Raw genomic sequence first — 17,561 nt, 5'->3', positions numbered from 1 at the left:
GCGGGCGGCGGCACCCGCTAACGCAGCCCCAGGGACCGCTTGAGGAAGTCCACCTGGAGCAGCAGCAGATTCTCCGCGACCTGCTCCTGTGGGGTCATATGGGTCACTCCGGACAGCGGAAGCACCTCGTGCGGACGGCCCGCGGCCAGCAGCGCCGAGGAGAGCCGCAGGCTGTGCGCGACGACCACGTTGTCGTCCGCCAGCCCGTGGACGATCAACATCGGCCGTACGGTCTCCGCCGCGCCGGACAACCCCTCGTCGGTCACCAGGGAGTTGGCGGCGTAGACCTCGGGCTGCTGGTCCGGCAGGCCCAGATACCGCTCCATGTAGTGGGTGTCGTACAGCCGCAGATCGGTGACCGGGGCGCCGACCACCCCCGCGTGGAAGACGTCGGGGCGGCGCAGCACCGCGAGACCGGCGAGATAGCCGCCGTAGGACCAGCCGCGGATGGCCACCTTCGTCAGATCCAGCGGATAGCGTCCGGCCAGCGCCGTGAGCGCTTCCACCTGGTCCTCCAGCGAGACGGCCGCGAGATCGTCGCGCACCGCCTTCTCCCAGCCGGGGGAGCGGCCGGGGGTGCCGCGGCCGTCGGCCACGATCACCGCGAAGCCCTGGTCGGCGAACCACTGCGAGGTCAGATGGGCGTTGTGGGAGGCCACCACGCGCTGGCCGTGCGGACCGCCGTACGGATCCATCAGCACCGGCAGCGGCCCGTCGCCCTCGCGGTAGCCGGTGGGCAGCAGGACGGCGCACGGGATGTCGTGCTTGCCCGCGAACACCAGCTGCGGACGGGCGGTGAGCACCGGCGCTTCCGCGTACGAGGCGATCTCCGCGAGCGTTTCGGCCGTGCCGTGGTCCCCGGGCCGGAAGATCTCCACCCGGCTCCCGGGCCGGTCCAGACCCGCGTACGACAGGGCGATCACCTCGCCGCCGCGCGCGGCGGAGTGCACCGCGGGGAACGGCCGCTTGCCGACCGGCTCCCAGCCGCCCTGGTCGCCGCTGCCGCGGAACCAGGCGCGGTGGACGTCGATCTCACCGGGGAGTTCGGGAAGGCCCGCGCCGGCCCCGGGGGAGGCGGAGAACAGCACGTCCTCCTCACCGATGCCGAGGACCGCGCGCACCTGGAGGGCGCCGGAGGTGAGTTTGCGGTCGCCGACCATCAGCACCCGGGCGCCGGCCTCGTCCGCGATCCGCACGAGCCGACCATCCTGCGTCCACGCCGGAACCCCAGGGAAAAGATCCAGCCAAACCGCGTCCTCGTCGACATGGACCGTGCTGGTGCGTCCGGACTCGGTGTCCACGGCCAGATAGAGCTGGCTGCGCTGGTCCCGCGCCTGGACCAGGAGGAGCGGCGGACCGTAGGCCGACCAGTGCACCCGGGCGAGGTAGGGATAGCGCTGCCGGTCCCACTCGACCTCCGTACGGGTGCCGTCGAGACCCAGCAGCATCAGCCGCACCTCGGCGTTGGAGGTGCCCGCGGCCGGGTAGGCGATCTCGGCGGGCTCCCGGTGGGGGTGTGCGGGGTCGGCGATCCACCAGCGCCGTACGGGGGCGTCGTCGACCCGCGCGACCAGCAGGGCGTCCCCGTCGGGCGACCACCAGAAGCCGCGCGAACGGTCCATCTCCTCGGCCGCGATGAACTCCGCGAGGCCGTAGGTGATGGTGTCACCCTCCGGTTCGGCGAGCGCCCGGTCGCCCTCGCCGTCGGCGCCGACCACCCGCAGCGCACCGCCCGCCGCATAGGCGACATGGCGGCCGTCGGGGGAGGGGCGCGGATCCACGACCGGGCCCGGCACCGGCAGTTCACGGCTGGTGCCGTCGGTCAGATCGGCGGTGAACAGCCGCCCGGAGAGGGCGAAGGCGGCCAGCTCCACGGCCGCGTCCACCGCGTAGCCGACCACTCCGGCCGACCCTTCGCGGCTGCGCTCGCGCCGTGCCCGCTCCTCGGCGGACAGCTCCTCCGCGGCGCCGCCGAGCAGCTTCTCGGGGTCCGCGACCGGGTACTCCCGGTGTCCGTGCAGGTCGTACACCCACAGCAGGCCCGTCCGGTCGGTGCCGGTGCGGGACCGCAGGAAGACGACGCGCGAGTCGTCGGGGGCCACGGCGAGGGCCCGGGGCGCCCCGAGGGTGAAACGCTGGGTGCGCGCATGCTGCCGAGGGAACGAGAGCTGTCCGGTCATAGGGCGAGCGTACGGGTCCGGTTGATCTCCAGGGAGCGGATGGGCGGATCCGCGCGGACCGTGGACCCCGGCGGGGCCGGCCGGAACTCGCGGTGGAACCCGCGCCGGAACCCGCGGTGGAACCCCCGCCGGAACTCGCGGTGGCATCGTGCCGGGACGCCCGGTCCGGACCGGCGCCGTGTGCCGACGGCACAGTCCGGCCCCACGGTCAGCAGGATCAAGCCAGCCCGGAAGTCGCCGATATGGCGCATAACCAGCGTGAAGTGGTGCTGCCAGCAGGGCAGTTCGTGCAATCAGGCATGCGCCCCTGTCATGCTCCCATGCACCGAGTCGTGCGCACGCGCCCATAGTTATGATCGATTGCGCATAGTGGGTAGGGCCCCCGTGGCATCAATAATGTTGTCCGTCCGAGCGCGTGTACCTGGAGGTGAGCCGCTGTGGCGCTCTCGATTTCGCTGGTAGTGCTGCTGCTGATCATCGTCTTCATGCTCGTCAACAAGGCAGGGCTGAAGGCGGGGCACGCGATCATCTGTGTGCTCCTCGGCTTCTATCTCGCCAGCTCGTCGGTCGCGCCGACGATTGACGACCTCACCACCAATGTGGCGGACATGATCGGCGACGTGGATCTCTGACCCCGGGAGCGCACGACCGCGCGGTCGTCCGGGGTGGGGTGGCGTACGGCCGCCGGAGCGGAGGGGCGCCATGCCGCGCCCTATGGGCACGGGTGTGCGAATCGTAGGCTGTGCCCATGACCGCTCTTCCCGTCCGTCGTCTGCTCCTGGTGCATGCGCATCCGGACGACGAGTCGATCAACAACGGCGCCACCATGGCGAAGTACGCCGCCGAGGGTGCTCATGTCACGCTGGTGACCTGCACCCTCGGTGAAGAGGGCGAGGTCATCCCACCCGACCTGGCGCATCTCGCCGCCGACCGCGACGACGCGCTCGGCTCGCACCGGATCGGTGAACTGGCCGCGGCGATGGCGGCCTTGGGTGTCGAGGATCACCGTTTCCTCGGCGGGCCCGGCCGCTACCGCGACTCGGGGATGATGGGCGCCCCGCAGAACGACCGCCCGGACTGCTTCTGGCAGGCCGACGTCGACGAGGCCGCGGGCCATCTGGTGACCGTGATCCGTGAGCTCCGGCCCCAGGTCATGATCGCGTACGACCGGAACGGGGGCTACGGCCACCCCGACCACATCCAGGCCCACCGGGTCGCGATGCGCGCCTTCGAGCTGGCGTCCGACACCGGTTTCCGCCCCGATCTGGGCGCCCCCCACGAGATCGCCAAGGTCTACTGGAACTGTGTGCCGCGCTCGGCGGTCGAGAAGGGCTTCGCCCGGCTGCGGGCGGCGGGCCGGAAGTCGCTCTTCCCGGGCATCGCGTCGGTCGACGACGTCCCCGGGGTGGTGGACGACACCGAGGTGACCGCCGCCGTCGACGGCAGCGACTACGCCGGGGCCAAAACCGCGGCCATGCGCGCCCATGCCAGCCAGATCGCGGTGGACGGCCCCTTCTTCGCCCTCTCCAACGACCTCGGCCAGCCGCTCTTCGTCCACGAGCACTACCGGCTCGTCCGGGGCGAGGCCGGGGCGGACCGCGAGGGCGACCTGTTCGCGGGGGTGACCGGATGAGTGCCGCACGCCTGGGTGCCTACGCGCTGCTCGCGGTGGTGGGGGTGCTGGTGGGCGCCGCCGGTGCGCTGATCCAAGCCGCCTGGTTCCCCGGCGGTTTGCTGCTGGCGCTGCTCGGCGTCGTGGCGCTGTGCTACGGCGGCGTCAAGGCCACCGGCACCCGGATGGGCGGCGGAGTGCCCGCGGGTGCCTGGACGGTCACCGTGCTGCTGCTCACCTCCACCCGCCCGGAGGGCGACTTCCTCTTCGGCGCGGGCCTGGGGTCGTATGTCTTCCTGCTGGGAGGGATGTTCGCGGGTGTGATCTGTGCCACGTTGCCGCTGGTCCCGCAACCGGCCGCGCGGTCCGCCCGACTTGGTAAGTGACGTGACGTTTCCGTCGCGTAAGTCCCCCTGGGTGTCGTGACGCATCCACGCCGCCGGACGCTGTCCCAAGAGGGTGTGACGACGGCGATATGGCTGCCGTCAAGTGCGCCACCGCGGCGCCCAGTAAGGTGGTGCGCGCCGCCGAGCCGCCCGCGCGAGGTCTGACGGGCGGCGGAGCTAACTGGGAGAACCTGCTTTGAGCCGTGAATCTGACAGTTCGTCCTCCGGGCCCCGAGGGGGAAGCGGTGGTGCCGCCTACCCGTCCGGAACCCCGCCGTACGGATCGCGCCAGTCCCCGTCGCTGAACCGCACGCAGGAGGCCCCGCAGGGCGCATCCGGCGACGGCGACGCGCGTGCCGCGGCAAAGCCGGAGGAGCCGAAGACCGAGACCACGCTGACCACCCGGATCCGGATCAACATCCCCGGTTCCCGGCCGATCCCGCCGGTGGTCATGCGCAAGCCCGTCGGGGAGGAGGGCGTTCCGGCCCCCCGCTCCGGCGAGGACGACAGCCCCAACGAGCGCACCGGCGCCACGCCGCGGCCCGAGGCCGCCGCCGCGCCGGAAGCCGCTCCGGCCGAGACCGGTGCCGAGGGCCCGGACGGCAAGGGCGCGAAGGGTGACGGCGAGCGCACCAGCGACTGGTTCGCGCCCCGTAAGTCGAAGGGCAACGCGTCGACCGCGAACACCCCGCAGCCGCCCGCGCCCTCGTCGCCCGAGACCACTCAGGCGTTCCCCGCGCCACCGGGGCCGGAGACCACGCAGGGTTTCCCCATGCCGACGGGGCCGGAGACCACCCAGGGGTTCCCCGTGCCGTCCGGGCCGGAGACGACCCAGGGTTTCCCCGCGCCCCCGATGGGCGGTGACCCCACCGCCGATCTGCCGTACTTCACCGACGCCCCGGCGGGCGGCGGCGGTCTTCCGGGCGACCCGGAGCCGAACGGCGCGACCACCGGCCCGGCCACCGGCGACATGCTGATGCCGCCCGGCCTCGGCGGCGGACCGCACGACGACGAACTGCCGCCCCCGCCGGGCGCCCACGTCCCCGGTCCGTTCGACACGCCCCCCGGCGGGGTGGGCCCGCTCGGCGGCGCCGGTCCGGCCGCGCAGCCCCCGACCCCGCCCGGCGGCTCGCCGATGTCCGGCAGCCTGGGCGCCACCACCGGCACCGGCCCGCTGAGCGGGTTCGGCGGGGTGCCCGGAGCGGACGCGGACACCGCCCGTCCGCTGTTCCGCGACCCCGACCCCACTCCGGGCGGCGGGGTGCCGCCCGAGCAGATCTCCAGCGACACGCTGGTCAGCGGGGTGCCCGTGGTGCCCCCGGCGGAGAACCTGCCGCCGTCCCCGCCCATCGGAGGCGGCCCCGCCGCACCCGCCGGGGACAGCGCCCCGCCGAGCAACACGGCACCGTCCGCCCCGGCGGCCGGGAAGCCGAAGAAGAAGGGCCGCTCCAAGTTGGTCATGGTGGGCGTCCTGCTGTTCGTGGTCGCCGGTGGCGCCTACAGTGCGGGCCTGGTGATGAACCACGCCGATGTCCCCAACGGCACCACCGTGCTCGGTGTCGACATCGGCGGCACCGCGCAGGAGGCCGCCGTCGACAAGCTGGACGCCGAGCTGGGCAAGCGCACCACCGCCCCGCTGAAGGTGTCGGTGGACGGTGAGCAGAAGGAGATCAAGCCGTCCGTCGCGGGCCTGGCCGTGGACACCGAGACCACCGTCCGCAATGTCGCCGGCCGCGACTACAACCCGGTCACGGTCATCGGCTCGCTCTTCGGCGGCACCCACGAGGCCGACCCCGAGGTGACGGTCGACGAGGAGAAGCTCCGGGACGCTCTGGAGCGGCTCGCGGGCACCTCGGGCACCGCCCGCGAGGGCACCATCACCTTCACCTCCGGCCGGGCGGTCGCGGTGTACGGCAGGGCGGGCAAGGCGCTGGACGTCGACAAGGCGGTCACGGCCGTCTCCGACGCCTACCGGGAGCGGGCCGAGACCGGCAAGGAGAAGGTCATCGAGCTGCCGGTCAGCGTCAAGCAGCCGACGGTGAGCAAGGCCGAGGTCGACAACAAGATGAAGACCTTCGCCAAGCCCGCGATGTCCGACCTGGTGACGGTGCAGACCGACCCCCAGCACTCGCTGCCGCTCAGCCCTGCGAAGTCGCTGCCGAAGATCCTCTCGATGCGGGTGGTCAACGGCAAGCTGGTGGAGCACTACGACCTCGCCGTCCTCAAGCAGCTCTACGGCTCGACCTTCAACGGGGTGCTGATCGAGCGCGGCAACGGCAGCAAGAAGCCCGTCAGCCCGCAGGACGTGGTCGTGGCGCTCAGCAAGGCGCTGGTCGGCAAGACGGCCTCCGAGCGCATCGGGGTCATCAACACCAGCCCCAACTGAGCCCCTGCGGCAGGCTCCGCAACGGCCCCCGCCCGGCACCGGGCGGGGGCCGTCGCATTCCCGGCCGTGCCTTACCCCGGCCGTGTCTTACCCCGTCCGTGTCATGCCCGTTCGCGTCAGTTGAGCATCGCGCGGGCCGCGCGCGCCTGTCGGCGTACCGCCTCCGCCGCCTCGGGGTCCACCGCGGCCACCACCTCCGCGTACGTCTCCAGCTCCTTCGCCCCGGCGATGAACTCCCCGCGCTCCACCAGCAGTTGGGCCCGTTCGTAGCGCAGCCGGGCCGGGTGGCTGGGCAGCAGCAGCGACAACTCGATCGCCCACAGCTGGACATCGGTGCGCTCGGGGCGGGCGGCTGCCCAGGCGCGGATGTTGTTCAGGATCCGCAGCACGATCTCCAGCGGTGTGGAGGGGGTGAGCATCGACGGCGCCAGCGGGGTGCCCGTGGCGCCCGCCACCAGCATCGCCGCGTCCTCGTCCGACAGCGTCCGGCCCCCGTCGTACGGATCGACCAGCACATGCTGTCCGTACGGGTCGCCGAAGCCCACCACGAAGTGGCCCGGCAGCCCCACCCCGTACACCGGCGCCCCCGCCCGCCGCGCGACCTCGATCCACACCACCGACAGCAGGATCGGCAGCCCGCGGCGGCGCCGCAGCACCTCGTGCAGCAGTGAGGACTCCAGCCGCCGGTAGTCGGCCGCGGAGCCCCGGAAGTCATGGCCCTCGCCGAGCACCCGGGCCAGCGCGGCGGCCCAGCCCTCGGGTCCGCCGGGGGAGAAGGGCAGCAGCCCGGCCAGCCGGTCCAGCTCGATCTGTGCCCGGTCCACGCCGTCCTCGTCGAGTCCGGCGTCCGCCTCCATGCCCACCAGCAGGCACAGCAGCGCCAGATCGGGGCGCTCCTCGCGGGCCGCCTCGGCGAATCTCCGGCGTCGGGAGGCGGTGTCGTTCATTCGTGGCATGGTGGTCCGGTACCCGCTCAGCGGGCGTCGCCGTGCGGGGCGCGCCAGTGGTGGTAGCTGTGGTGGACGGTGAAGCCCATGCCCTCGTACAGCGCGTGGGCACCGCCATTGTCCGTCTCGACCTGGAGGTACGCGGCCGAGGCGCCCTCGTCCAGCGCCCTGCGGGCCAGCGCGGTCATCACGGCTCCGGCCAGACCCTGCCGCCGCCGTTCCGGGGCGACCTCCACTGCCGCGAACCCGGCCCAGCGGCCGTCCACCACCACCCGCCCGATCGCGGCCGGGACCTCGTCCCCGGCCGCGCCGCCTATCGTCGCGAACCACACCGAGGGGCCGCCGGAGAGCACCGCCCGCACCTCGGGGGAGGGGGCGGCGGAGCGCTGGTAGCGGGCCAGCCAGGCGTCGTCGATCCGGCGGGAGAGCGCCACGGCCGAGATGTCGGCGTCCTGGTCGGCGACCGGGGCCAGGCCCGCGATCCGCATCTGCGCGGAGACCTCCTTGGTCCAGCCGCGCGCGGCCAGCTCCCCGGCCAGCAGCTCCTGGGTGTCCTCGGCGCCGGTGCTGAGCTGGAGGTACGCGGGCAGTCCGCGCCCGGCGTACCAGCCGGTCACCCGGTCCAGCGCGGCGTCCAGCGGCAGCCCCGGATCGCCCAAGGCCAGCACCGAGTTGGCCCGCCGGGTGAAGCCGCCGGACGCCCGCAGCTCCCACTCGCCCAGGGGTTCGCTCTCCACCGCGGGCCAGCCCCGCGCTGCGACCCGGTCCAGCTCCCGGGCGCTCGCGGCCGGGCCGCGACGGCGGGCCGGTGCGGCGGGTACCACCTTGCCCGCCACCAGCGAGGACCGTGCGATCCGCACCGTCTCACCGGTGCGCCGAGTGACACACAGCACATCGCCGGTCCACGATGTGAGAACCCCGATCACGTCGGTGAATCTCATGTGCGGGTCGGGCTCCCCGGTCAAAAGCCGCACCGAAACGCGTTTGCCCACGTCAGCCGGGGTGATCCGGACCTCGAGACGTCCGCCGGTGGTGAAATCCACAGCTGTGTCAGCCCCTCATGTGCGTCTGGTGCCCTGGAACGGCGATACTAGGTGCGGGCATCGACGACGCCGCGCTCCCGCGCGATAGCAGCCCTAACGAGGAGGAACGACAGCGTGACCTACGTCATCGCGCAGCCTTGTGTCGACCTGAAGGACAAGGCGTGCATCGAGGAGTGCCCCGTCGACTGTATCTACGAGGGCCAGCGGTCCTTGTACATTCACCCGGACGAATGCGTCGACTGCGGGGCCTGTGAGCCGGTCTGCCCGGTCGAGGCCATCTTCTACGAGGATGACACTCCGGAGGAGTGGAAGGACTACTACAAGGCGAACGTCGAGTTCTTCGACGAGCTGGGCTCGCCCGGTGGCGCGAGCAAGCTCGGTCTGATCGAGCGCGACCACCCCTTCATCGCCGCGCTGCCCCCGCAGGAGCACGACGAGTGACCCTGCTCCAGGGCCCCGTGCGGGCCCTGGGCGCAGCCCTCGGTCCCGTACGGCCTGTGGCCTGCGGGACCGGTCTGTTTTCCCGGGCGGCCGCCGGGTTTTCCGGTCGGCCGGCCGGGCTGCTCCGATACGAAAGCGAGCCACCCGTGCCACCCGTCTCCGCCCGCCTTCCGGTCTTCCCCTGGGACCGGCTCGAACCGTACAAGGCGACCGCCGCGGCCCATCCCGACGGCATCGTCGACCTCTCGGTGGGTACGCCGGTCGATCCGGTCCCCGAGCCGATCCAGCGGGCGCTGGCCGGCGCCGCCGACAGCCCCGGCTATCCCACCGTGTGGGGCACCACCGCGCTGCGGGACGCGCTCACCGGCTGGGTCGAGCGGCGCCTGGGTGCCACCGGGGTCCGGCACACCGAGGTGCTGCCGTTGGTCGGTTCCAAGGAGCTGGTGGCCTCGCTCCCCACTCAGCTGGGGCTCGGCCCCGGGGACCGGGTCGCGTTCCCGCGGCTGGCGTACCCGACCTACGAGGTGGGCGTGCGGCTGGCGGGCGCCGAGCCGGTGCCGTACGACGTGGAGGTGTTCGCGGGCGGCGCCGAGGGCGTCGGGCTGGACCCGGCCGGGCTCAAGCTGCTGTGGCTGAACTCCCCGTCCAACCCCACCGGCCGGGTGCTCACCCCCGACGAGCTGCGCACGGCCGTCGCCTGGGCCCGGGAACACGATGTGCTGCTGGTCAGCGACGAGTGCTATCTCGAACTGGGCTGGGAGGCCGATCCGCGGTCCGTCCTGCACCCGGAGATCTCCGGCGGCAGCTTCGCGGGGCTGGTCTCGGTCCACTCGCTGTCCAAGCGGTCCAACCTGGCGGGCTACCGCGCGGCGTTCCTCGCCGGTGACGAGACCGTGCTCGGCGAACTGCTGAAGATCCGCAAGCACGGCGGGATGATCGTGCCCGCGCCGGTGCAGGCCGCCACGATCGCGGCGCTCGCCGACGACAAGCACGTGGCCGAGCAGCGCGAGCGCTACGAGCGGCGCCGTACCGCGCTCCGCTCGGCGCTGGAGGGCTTCGGCTTCCGGATCGAGCACAGCGAGGCGTCGCTATATCTGTGGGCCACCCGGGACGAGCCGTGCTGGGAGACCGTCGGCGCCCTCGCCGACCTGGGCATCCTGGTGGCGCCCGGCGACTTCTACGGTCCGGCGGGCGAGCGGCACGTCCGGGTCGCGTTCACCGCGACCGACGAGCGGGTGGCCGCCGCGGTCCGCCGTCTGACGGCCTGAGCCGCACCGCGTAGAGGACATGCGCAGGGGTCCGGGGAGTGTCACTCCCCGGACCCCGAGCTGTGTGGTGCGGTCAGCCGCCGAGGACCGGCAGGCCGCCGATCGGAAGGCCCTTGATCGGCAGGTCCTGGCCCTGCGGGCCCGGCGCGGCCTGCTGCGGGGCGGTGGGGGCCGTGGGGGCCTGCGGGGTGGCCTTGCCGCCCTTGCCCTTGGCGTGCGCACCGCCCTTGCCCTTGGCGTGGGCGCCCTTGACCGCCTTGCCCTTGACCGGGGTGGCCTTCGCGGCGGCGCCCTTGGCGTGCGTGCCCTTGGCCTTGGCCGGGAGGGTCTTGGCCGGCTGGGCGGGCTTGGCCGGAGCCTTGCCCGGCAGCACCTCCGTGACGGTCCGTCCGGCCTTGCCGCTGACGTCACCCGCCGCGCTCCCGACCTGCTGCGAGGCGGCGTCCGCGACCTGGCCGACGGAGGCGGTGTCCAGGGCGCTCAGCCCGCCCAGCTTGGGCTGCGGCAGGGCTTCCGCCGCACTCGCGGCGCCGGCGGTGGCGACCACGGGAGCGGCGCCGGCGGCGACCAGCAGCGCGGCCCGAGCGATCCGACGCGTGAGAGGGAGGGACATGATGCTCCTTTGACGGAGGGACAATTGGCGTGCAGCATCCGGTGATCGGACGTTGTGCATACCGATAGGGGCCGGGCGAAGGTTGCGGTGACCCCAGGCAAAGAATTGGCAATGCGTCGCATAATCCGCTTCCGCGCGTGTTCCTGGTGCGCGCGGTGCCGCGGATCGGTCACAGGTGCCCGGCCGACCGGGATGAGCTGCGGTGATCCGCCGCGCTAACGGGTGAGGACGAGTCCGACGTCCGGCCCGGAACTCTCCTCGGAGGTGCGCCAGCCGTCGTCGGAATTCCCCGCGCTCCAGACGCGCTTGCCATAAGAGACGCGTTCGATGCGCAACTCGTCCGAGTGAGCCACGGCCCAGTGCGCCAGTTCCCAGCCGCGCTCCGTCGTCCCGCCCCCAGCGGTCGCGGGCCGGACCGGCACCAGGACCCGGCGCGCGGAGGCGGCGTGCTTGCCGCCGCCCTGCCCGGCGGTGTCGAGCCGGGGCCGCACCTCCCGGCCGAACTCCCGCGCCAGCGCCGAGCGGACCCGCTCCGGATCGCCCACGGTGCCGTCGTCCGGCGGCCCGGGGCAGCTGAACGCGGCCTTCGCCCGGCCGGTGAGCGCGGCGGTCAGCACCACCGCTTCGGTCTCGTGCTTGGCGTACGCCTGGGGAAAACCGCTGAACTGCACCCGCTGCGCGGCCACCGTGAGGGGCAGCCGGGAGTAGCCGGGCACCTTCACCAGGTGGTCGTAGAACTTCTCCGCCGCGTAGACCGGATCCCGGACCTGCTCCGCGGTGCCCCAGCCCTGGGAGGGCCGCTGCTGGAACAGGCCGAGGGAATCCCGGTCGCCGTGGCGGATGTTGCGCAGCCCCGACTCCTGGAACGCGGTGGCCAGCGCGATGGTGACCGCGCGCTCCGGCAGCCCGCGGGCGGCGGCCACGGCCTCGACGGTGGCGGCGTTCACCGCCTGTTCCGGAGTGATCAGCACCTCCTCGCCGCCCGCGCGCACGGCGCAGCGCGGCGGGCTGCCGCCACCGGTGAGCAGGTGTGCCGTCACATACCCGGCCAGGCCCAGCAGCACGGCACAGGCGACCGCGGCCCGGAGCAGACGGGCGCGGCTGAAGATGACGGACAGGGGCACGCGGACACGTTACTGGAGGGCCCCGAGCCGCTGCCGGGGAAGTGGCGAGGGGTGGGGAAGACCACGTGCGCCGGGGCCGGGAAGACCCGCGGGTTAGGGTCGCGGGTATGGACTACCCTGCACTCGACCTGTCCCTGGACGCGGCCCGGCTCACCGCCCGGCTCGTCGACTTCCCCTCGGTCAGCGGGGACGAGAAGGCCCTCGCCGACGCCGTCGAGCAGGTGCTGCGGGCCCTTCCGCACCTGACCGTCGACCGTGACGGGGACGCCGTCGTCGCCCGGACGAACCTGGGGCGCGCGGAGCGGGTCGTACTGGCCGGGCATCTGGACACCGTGCCGATCGCCGACAACGTGCCCTCCCGGCTCGACGAGAACGGCGTGCTGTGGGGCTGTGGCACCTCCGACATGAAGTCCGGCGTCGCGGTCCAGCTGCGCGTCGCGGCGACCGTGCCGGAGCCCAACCGCGACCTCACCTTCGTCTTCTACGACCACGAGGAGGTCGCCGCCGAGCTCAACGGGCTGGGGCGGCTGGTCAGGAACCACCCCGAGTGGCTGGCCGGTGACTTCGCCGTGCTGCTGGAGGGCACCGAGGGCCAGGTCGAGGCAGGCTGCCAGGGCACGCTGCGGGTCCGGGTGACCACCCAGGGGCACCGCGCGCACTCCGCGCGCGGCTGGCTGGGGCGGAACGCCATCCACGAGGCCGCCCCGGTCCTCGAGCGGCTGGCCGCGTACACCGCGCGGCAGGTGGACATCGACGGGCTCGTCTACCGCGAAGGGCTCAACGCGGTGGGGATCGAGGGCGGTCACGCCACCAACGTCATCCCGGACTCCTGCGCGGTGACCGTGAACTACCGCTTCGCGCCCGACCGTTCCGAGGAGGAGGCGCTCGCCCACGTCCGCGAGGTGTTCGACGGCTTCGCGGTCGAGGTCACCGACAGCGCGCCCGGCGCCCTCCCCGGGCTGAGCCACCCCTCGGCCGCCGCGTTCGTGGACACCCTCGGGGTGGCGGTGGCCCCCAAGTTCGGCTGGACCGATGTCGCCCGCTTCTCGGCGCTCGGCGTGCCCGCGGTGAACTACGGCCCCGGTGACCCGAAGCTGGCGCACACCCGCGAGGAGCATGTGTCGACCGAGGCCATCCTGCTGGCCGAGGAGCGGCTGCGGGCCTGGCTGACCCGCTGACGCCGCGCGTCTGCCGTTGACCGGACACCGCCCGCCCTGGAGCGGGCGGTGATCAACGGCTGCTCAGCGGACCGCCGGGTGAGCGTGGCCCCGATGTCGGCTGTTCGCCGCCCTGGGGGCCTACGCTGAACGACAGATCTTTGGCAGATCTTGGCGAAGGGAGCACACAGTGGGCAACGCCGAGGAAGAGCGAGCGCTGCACGAGCAGCGTCTGGGCCCGGTCGTGCGCCGTCGCCACCAGATGCGACCCGGTACCACCGACCAGCGGCTGCTGGACACCCAGGGCGCCACGCACTGGGTGCACGAGGACCCGTTCCGCGTGCTGCGCATCCAGTCCGAGTTCGTCGAGGGCTTCGGCACCCTCGCGGAGCTCGGCAAGGCGGTCAGCGTCTTCGGATCCGCCCGCACCCCGGTGGGAACGCCGGAGTACGAGGCCGGGGTGCGGATCGGGCGGGCCCTCGCCGAAGCGGGGTTCGGAGTGATCACCGGCGGCGGGCCCGGTGCCATGGAGGCCGCCAACCGCGGCGCGAGCGAGGCGGGCGGCGTCTCCGTCGGCCTCGGGATCGAGCTGCCGTACGAGCAGGGGCTCAATCCGTACGTCGACATCGGGGTCAACTTCCGCTACTTCTTCGTCCGCAAGACGATGTTCGTGAAGTACGCGCAGGGCTTTGTGGTGCTCCCCGGCGGGCTCGGCACCCTCGACGAATGCTTCGAGGCGCTGACTCTGGTGCAGACCAAGAAAGTGACCCGCTTCCCGATCGTGCTCTTCGGCACCTCCTACTGGCGGGGGCTGGTCGACTGGCTGGAGGGCACACTGATCGCCCAGGGCAAGGCGTCCGCGCAGGACCTGGAGCTGTTCCACCTCACCGACGACATCGACGAGGTGGTCGACCTGGTGACCAAGGAGTCCGGCGGCTGACCGACCGCGGCCCTCAGGCCAGTCCCCGGCGGGCGACCGCCGGGGGCCGGTGGCCCGCGATGGACGACACCATGTCCAGCACCTGACGGGTCTCCGCCACCTCGTGCACCCGGTAGACCCGCGCGCCGAGCCAGGCCGACACCGCGGTGGTGGCCAGGGTGCCCAGCACCCGCTCCTTGACCGGGCGGTCCAGCGTCTCGCCCACGAAGTCCTTGTTGGACAGCGACACCAGCACCGGCCAGCCGCTCTCGGTCAGCTCACCGAGCCGCCGCGTCGCCTCCAGCGAGTGCCGGGTGTTCTTCCCGAAGTCATGGCCCGGGTCGATCAGAATCCCGTCCCGCCGCACTCCCAGCTCCGCGGCGCGGTCGGCCAGCCCCAGGGTGACCCGCAGGATGTCCGCCACCACGTCGTCGTAGGTGATCCGGTGCGGCCGGGTGCGCGGCTCGGCCCCGCCCGCGTGGGTGCACACCAGCCCGGCCCCGTACCGCGCGGCGACCTCGGCCAGCCGGGGATCGACCCCGCCCCACGCGTCGTTGAGCAGATCGGCGCCCGCCTCGCAGACCGCCTCGCCGACCTCGTGCCGCCAGGTGTCCACGCTGATCACCACATCCGGATGGCGCCTGCGGACCTCGGCCACGAAGCCGACGGTGCGCCGCGCCTCCTCCTCGGCGCTCACCTCGTCCCCGGGACCCGCCTTGACCCCGCCGATGTCGATGATGGCCGCGCCGTCGGCGACCGCCTGCTCGACGCGGGCGAGCGCGGGCTCGTCGTGGAAGGTCGCCCCCTGGTCGTAGAAGGAGTCGGGCGTCCGGTTCACGATCGCCATGATCACCCGCTCATCGGCGCCGAACTCACGTCGTCCCAGCCGCAGCATGCTTCTTCCTCGCGTTCTTCGCGTTCTCCGCGCACTTCCGTCCAGGGGGCGCGCAGCGACGATAACTGTCGTGGGGGCATGGCACGATCGAGTCAGACAGATCTCGAGGCCATCGGGCACAGACTCAACCATGCACCCCCGGGGAGACGATCACCGTGTTCTTGTTCTTGCTGATCGCGCTGGTCGTAGTGGTCGGCGGGGTCACGCTCGCCGTCGTCGGGGGCGGTCAGGGCGGGACGCTGAGCGAGGCACCTCCGGACCGGCTGGACGACCGGCTGCCCGCCGACCGCCCCCTGGAGCGCGCGGATGTGGAGGCCCTGCGGCTTCCGATGACCCTGCGCGGCTACCGGATGGCCGACGTCGACGACGCTCTCGGCCGCCTCGGCGCCGAGCTCGCCGAGCGCGACGCCCGGATCGCCGAGCTGGAGGAGGCGCTCGCCGGGGCGCGGGGCGCCGGTCACGGCGGGCCCGCACCGCTGGCCGGGCCGGACCCCGAGGAGCACCCCGCGCTGCCCGGCGGCTTCGGCGACCTGGAGTCCGACGAGGACGGGCGTGACGACGACATGTTCCGGCCCTCTCGGCGCCCCGGCGAGCACGGCGAGCACGGGGACCGCGGCGGCCGTGACGGGTTCGGCGCATGAGCGGCCAGGGCCCGGTCACGGGGCCGGACGGGCTGCCGCGCTGCCCCTGGGGGCTGGAGTCCGCCGACCGGGCCGACTACCGCGCCTACCATGACACCGAATGGGGCAGCCCGGTCCACGGCGACGACGCGCTCTACGAGCGGATCTGTCTGGAGGCGTTCCAGTCCGGGCTGTCCTGGCTGACGATCCTGCGCCGCCGTGAGGGCTTCCGCGCCGCCTTCGCCGATTTCCGGATCGCGAAGGTCGCGGCGTTCACCGAAGCCGACGAGCAGCGGCTGCTCGCCGACCCCGGCATCATCCGCAACCGGGCCAAGATCGAGGCCACGATCGCCAACGCCCGCGCCGCGGCGGAGCTGGACCCCGGCGAGCTGGACGCGCTGATCTGGTCCTACGCCCCCGACTCCGACGGCCGCCCGGTGCCGCGGACCACCGCGGATGTCCCGGCGATCACCGAGGAGTCGACGGCGCTCAGCCGTGCCCTCAAAAAGCGCGGCTTCCGCTTCGTCGGGCCCACCACGGCCTATGCCCTGATGCAGGCGTGCGGCCTGGTCGACGACCATCTCGCGGGCTGTCATCTGCGCCGCGCGGGCTGAGGTACGGGGCCGCGGGCCGGGGCACCGGGGCCGCGCGGGTTCGGGCACCGGGCGGCGCGGCCGGCTCAGCGGCCGGTGAACCGCGGCTTCTCCTTCTTCACGAAGGCGTCGACGGCGGCGAGATGGTCGTCCGAGGCGCCCAACCGCCGCTGCAACTCGTCCTCCTTGGCCAGCGCGTCGGTCAGGGTGTGCCCGGCCGCGTAGGCCAGCGACTCCTTCATCGCCGCATAGGCCGCGGTGGGGCCCTGGGCCAGCGTGCGGGCGACCGCCGTCGCCTCGGCCGCCAACTCCGCGGCCGGTACCACTCGGTTGGCGATGCCCAGCTCCAGCGCCTCCTGGGCGCCGACATTGCGGGGGAAGAGCAGCAGATCGGCGGCGCGGCCGTGGCCGACCAGCCGCTGGAGGGTCCAGGAGATCCCGGAGTCGCCGGTGAGCGCCACCGCGGCGAACGAGGTGTTGAAGCTCGCGGTGTCCGCGACGATCCGGTAGTCGGCGGCCATGGCGAAGCCCGCCCCGGCACCGGCCGCGACCCCGTTGACCGCGGCGATCACCGGCTTGGGCATCCCGGCGATCGTGGTCACGATCGGGTTGTAGTGCAGCGCGACCGTGCTCATGGTCGAGCCCTCGGTGGCCGCCTCACCCCGGGCGTGGGCCTCGCGGTCCGCCGCCAGCAGCCCGATGTGCTCCTTGAGGTCCTGGCCGACACAGAAGGCGCGGCCGGATCCGGTGAGGAGCACGGCCCGCACGGCCGGATCCTCAGCGGCTTGGAGCAGCGCGTCACGCAGCGCGACCTTGATGTCGAGGTTGAGCGCGTTCATGGCGTCGGGACGATTCAGGGTGATCGTCGCGAGCCCGTCGGTCAGCTCGTAGAGCACGATGTCGGCCATGGGCGGTCCTCCGGGAGGGGGCTGGTCGCGGCTGAGGGCGGTGCCGCGCGGCCGGGCCGCGGAACAGGGCCGCTGCGGCGGTCAGCGCTCAGCATGCCGGAGATCATGACCCGGCGACATGCCCCCCTCCCCGAATTGAGTGGATTTGGGGGAGTGGCTCCCGCAGGGGTTGCCGACCGATGTTGGTCATCGGGTCGTGCCATGCGGGATAATGGCAGAGAAGCAACGTGTTCGATGCCGGTGACACCTGGGTTGTCGGCTGCGATGAGCTGGTTTCAGGAAGGGGAACGAGCATGGCGGCCATGAAGCCGCGGACGGGCGACGGCCCGCTCGAGGTGACCAAGGAGGGGCGGGGCATCGTCATGCGCGTTCCGCTCGAAGGCGGCGGTCGGCTCGTCGTCGAGCTGACACCCGACGAGGCCGACGCCCTCGGCGACGCCCTGAAGAAGGTTGTCGGCTGAAGGATCGG

Annotated in this window: 18 protein-coding genes; 11 read left to right on the top strand and 7 right to left on the bottom strand. The window is 72.9% G+C overall.

Features of this window, described 5'->3' with window-relative positions; translation table 11 throughout:
• Positions 1-17: 17 nt before the first annotated feature.
• Positions 18-2,180: a S9 family peptidase gene (locus tag AC4BEG_RS11520; protein WP_490705788.1), complete on the bottom strand. Its 2,163-nt coding sequence runs from the start codon at positions 2,178-2,180 to the stop codon at positions 18-20.
• Positions 2,181-2,617: 437 nt separating this feature from the next.
• Here AC4BEG_RS11520 and AC4BEG_RS11515 point away from each other — a divergent pair, with 437 nt between their 5' ends.
• The 4 genes from AC4BEG_RS11515 (at position 2,618) to AC4BEG_RS11500 (ending at position 6,564) form a co-directional block, all read left to right on the top strand.
• Positions 2,618-2,812 (top strand): hypothetical protein, encoded by a 195-nt coding sequence (locus AC4BEG_RS11515; RefSeq protein WP_176180810.1) that lies wholly within the window; start codon positions 2,618-2,620, stop codon positions 2,810-2,812.
• A gap of 116 nt (positions 2,813-2,928) precedes the next feature.
• The gene (mshB, locus tag AC4BEG_RS11510; protein WP_490705787.1) at positions 2,929-3,813 is read left to right on the top strand and encodes an N-acetyl-1-D-myo-inositol-2-amino-2-deoxy-alpha-D-glucopyranoside deacetylase; all 885 of its coding nucleotides are present in this window, start codon (positions 2,929-2,931) and stop codon (positions 3,811-3,813) included.
• Positions 3,810-4,178 carry a DUF6113 family protein gene (locus tag AC4BEG_RS11505; RefSeq protein ID WP_490705786.1) on the top strand — a complete coding sequence of 123 codons (369 nt, stop codon included), beginning with the start codon at positions 3,810-3,812 and terminating at the stop codon, positions 4,176-4,178. The genes mshB and AC4BEG_RS11505 overlap by 4 nt, the downstream gene beginning before the upstream one ends.
• 196 nt (positions 4,179-4,374) lie before the next feature.
• Positions 4,375-6,564: a peptidoglycan binding domain-containing protein gene (locus AC4BEG_RS11500; RefSeq protein WP_490705785.1), complete on the top strand. Its 2,190-nt coding sequence runs from the start codon at positions 4,375-4,377 to the stop codon at positions 6,562-6,564.
• Positions 6,565-6,680: 116 nt separating this feature from the next.
• Here the strand turns inward: AC4BEG_RS11500 and AC4BEG_RS11495 are convergent, their stop codons facing one another.
• The gene (locus AC4BEG_RS11495) at positions 6,681-7,520 is read right to left on the bottom strand and encodes a transglutaminase-like and tetratricopeptide repeat-containing protein (protein WP_490705784.1); all 840 of its coding nucleotides are present in this window, start codon (positions 7,518-7,520) and stop codon (positions 6,681-6,683) included.
• Between the two features lie 17 nt (positions 7,521-7,537).
• Entirely contained in the window at positions 7,538-8,554 is a 1,017-nt protein-coding gene (locus AC4BEG_RS11490) for a GNAT family N-acetyltransferase (protein ID WP_490705783.1), read from the bottom strand.
• Positions 8,555-8,668: 114 nt separating this feature from the next.
• Between AC4BEG_RS11490 and fdxA the strand changes: the two genes are divergently transcribed.
• On the top strand, positions 8,669-8,995 hold the full coding sequence (fdxA, locus tag AC4BEG_RS11485; protein WP_014054705.1) for a ferredoxin: 327 nt from the start codon (positions 8,669-8,671) through the stop codon (positions 8,993-8,995).
• 146 nt (positions 8,996-9,141) lie between these two features.
• Positions 9,142-10,263: a succinyldiaminopimelate transaminase gene (gene dapC / locus AC4BEG_RS11480; protein ID WP_490705782.1), complete on the top strand. Its 1,122-nt coding sequence runs from the start codon at positions 9,142-9,144 to the stop codon at positions 10,261-10,263.
• 73 nt (positions 10,264-10,336) lie between these two features.
• Here the strand turns inward: dapC and AC4BEG_RS11475 are convergent, their stop codons facing one another.
• A complete protein-coding gene (locus AC4BEG_RS11475; protein WP_490705781.1) occupies positions 10,337-10,876 on the bottom strand; it encodes an ATP-binding protein in 540 nt (179 codons plus the stop codon).
• A gap of 215 nt (positions 10,877-11,091) precedes the next feature.
• Positions 11,092-12,000 carry a VldE C-terminal domain-containing protein gene (locus AC4BEG_RS11470; protein ID WP_490705780.1) on the bottom strand — a complete coding sequence of 303 codons (909 nt, stop codon included), beginning with the start codon at positions 11,998-12,000 and terminating at the stop codon, positions 11,092-11,094.
• 107 nt (positions 12,001-12,107) lie between these two features.
• On the opposite strand from AC4BEG_RS11470, the gene dapE reads away from it, so the two are divergent.
• Together dapE and AC4BEG_RS11460 are read left to right on the top strand one after the other, a co-directional pair.
• Positions 12,108-13,178 (top strand): succinyl-diaminopimelate desuccinylase, encoded by a 1,071-nt coding sequence (dapE, locus tag AC4BEG_RS11465; RefSeq protein WP_490705779.1) that lies wholly within the window; start codon positions 12,108-12,110, stop codon positions 13,176-13,178.
• A gap of 169 nt (positions 13,179-13,347) precedes the next feature.
• Positions 13,348-14,097 carry an LOG family protein gene (locus tag AC4BEG_RS11460; protein ID WP_490705778.1) on the top strand — a complete coding sequence of 250 codons (750 nt, stop codon included), beginning with the start codon at positions 13,348-13,350 and terminating at the stop codon, positions 14,095-14,097.
• A 13-nt stretch (positions 14,098-14,110) separates the two neighbouring features.
• Here AC4BEG_RS11460 and folP read toward each other — a convergent pair whose 3' ends face one another.
• Positions 14,111-14,971, bottom strand: coding sequence for a dihydropteroate synthase (gene folP / locus AC4BEG_RS11455; RefSeq protein ID WP_490705777.1), 861 nt, complete (start codon positions 14,969-14,971; stop codon positions 14,111-14,113).
• A 155-nt stretch (positions 14,972-15,126) separates the two neighbouring features.
• Between folP and AC4BEG_RS11450 the strand changes: the two genes are divergently transcribed.
• Both AC4BEG_RS11450 and AC4BEG_RS11445 read left to right on the top strand, forming a co-directional pair.
• Positions 15,127-15,612, top strand: coding sequence for a DivIVA domain-containing protein (locus AC4BEG_RS11450; protein ID WP_490705776.1), 486 nt, complete (start codon positions 15,127-15,129; stop codon positions 15,610-15,612).
• Positions 15,609-16,205, top strand: a complete 597-nt coding sequence (locus AC4BEG_RS11445; protein WP_490705775.1) for a DNA-3-methyladenine glycosylase I — start codon at positions 15,609-15,611, stop codon at positions 16,203-16,205. Before AC4BEG_RS11450 ends, AC4BEG_RS11445 begins: the two co-directional genes overlap by 4 nt.
• 65 nt (positions 16,206-16,270) lie before the next feature.
• Here AC4BEG_RS11445 and AC4BEG_RS11440 read toward each other — a convergent pair whose 3' ends face one another.
• On the bottom strand, positions 16,271-17,092 hold the full coding sequence (locus AC4BEG_RS11440) for an enoyl-CoA hydratase-related protein (protein ID WP_490705774.1): 822 nt from the start codon (positions 17,090-17,092) through the stop codon (positions 16,271-16,273).
• Between the two features lie 293 nt (positions 17,093-17,385).
• Between AC4BEG_RS11440 and AC4BEG_RS11435 the strand changes: the two genes are divergently transcribed.
• Entirely contained in the window at positions 17,386-17,553 is a 168-nt protein-coding gene (locus AC4BEG_RS11435) for a DUF3117 domain-containing protein (protein ID WP_003966491.1), read from the top strand.
• Positions 17,554-17,561: the final 8 nt, after the last annotated feature.

Source organism: Streptomyces sp. JLBJ103 (assembly GCF_058215575.1).
Note: the sequence above shows the minus strand (reverse complement) of the source record. Positions and strands in the feature narration are given on the sequence as shown.

Coding starts and splice junctions, on each gene's coding strand:
- AC4BEG_RS11520 (WP_490705788.1), bottom strand. CDS start 2,180: ATGACCGGACAGCTCTCGTTCCCTCGGCAGCATGCGCGCACCCAGCGT.
- mshB (WP_490705787.1), top strand. CDS start 2,929: ATGACCGCTCTTCCCGTCCGTCGTCTGCTCCTGGTGCATGCGCATCCG.
- AC4BEG_RS11505 (WP_490705786.1), top strand. CDS start 3,810: ATGAGTGCCGCACGCCTGGGTGCCTACGCGCTGCTCGCGGTGGTGGGG.
- AC4BEG_RS11495 (WP_490705784.1), bottom strand. CDS start 7,520: ATGCCACGAATGAACGACACCGCCTCCCGACGCCGGAGATTCGCCGAG.
- AC4BEG_RS11475 (WP_490705781.1), bottom strand. CDS start 10,876: ATGTCCCTCCCTCTCACGCGTCGGATCGCTCGGGCCGCGCTGCTGGTC.
- dapE (WP_490705779.1), top strand. CDS start 12,108: ATGGACTACCCTGCACTCGACCTGTCCCTGGACGCGGCCCGGCTCACC.
- folP (WP_490705777.1), bottom strand. CDS start 14,971: ATGCTGCGGCTGGGACGACGTGAGTTCGGCGCCGATGAGCGGGTGATC.
- AC4BEG_RS11445 (WP_490705775.1), top strand. CDS start 15,609: ATGAGCGGCCAGGGCCCGGTCACGGGGCCGGACGGGCTGCCGCGCTGC.
- AC4BEG_RS11440 (WP_490705774.1), bottom strand. CDS start 17,092: ATGGCCGACATCGTGCTCTACGAGCTGACCGACGGGCTCGCGACGATC.
- AC4BEG_RS11435 (WP_003966491.1), top strand. CDS start 17,386: ATGGCGGCCATGAAGCCGCGGACGGGCGACGGCCCGCTCGAGGTGACC.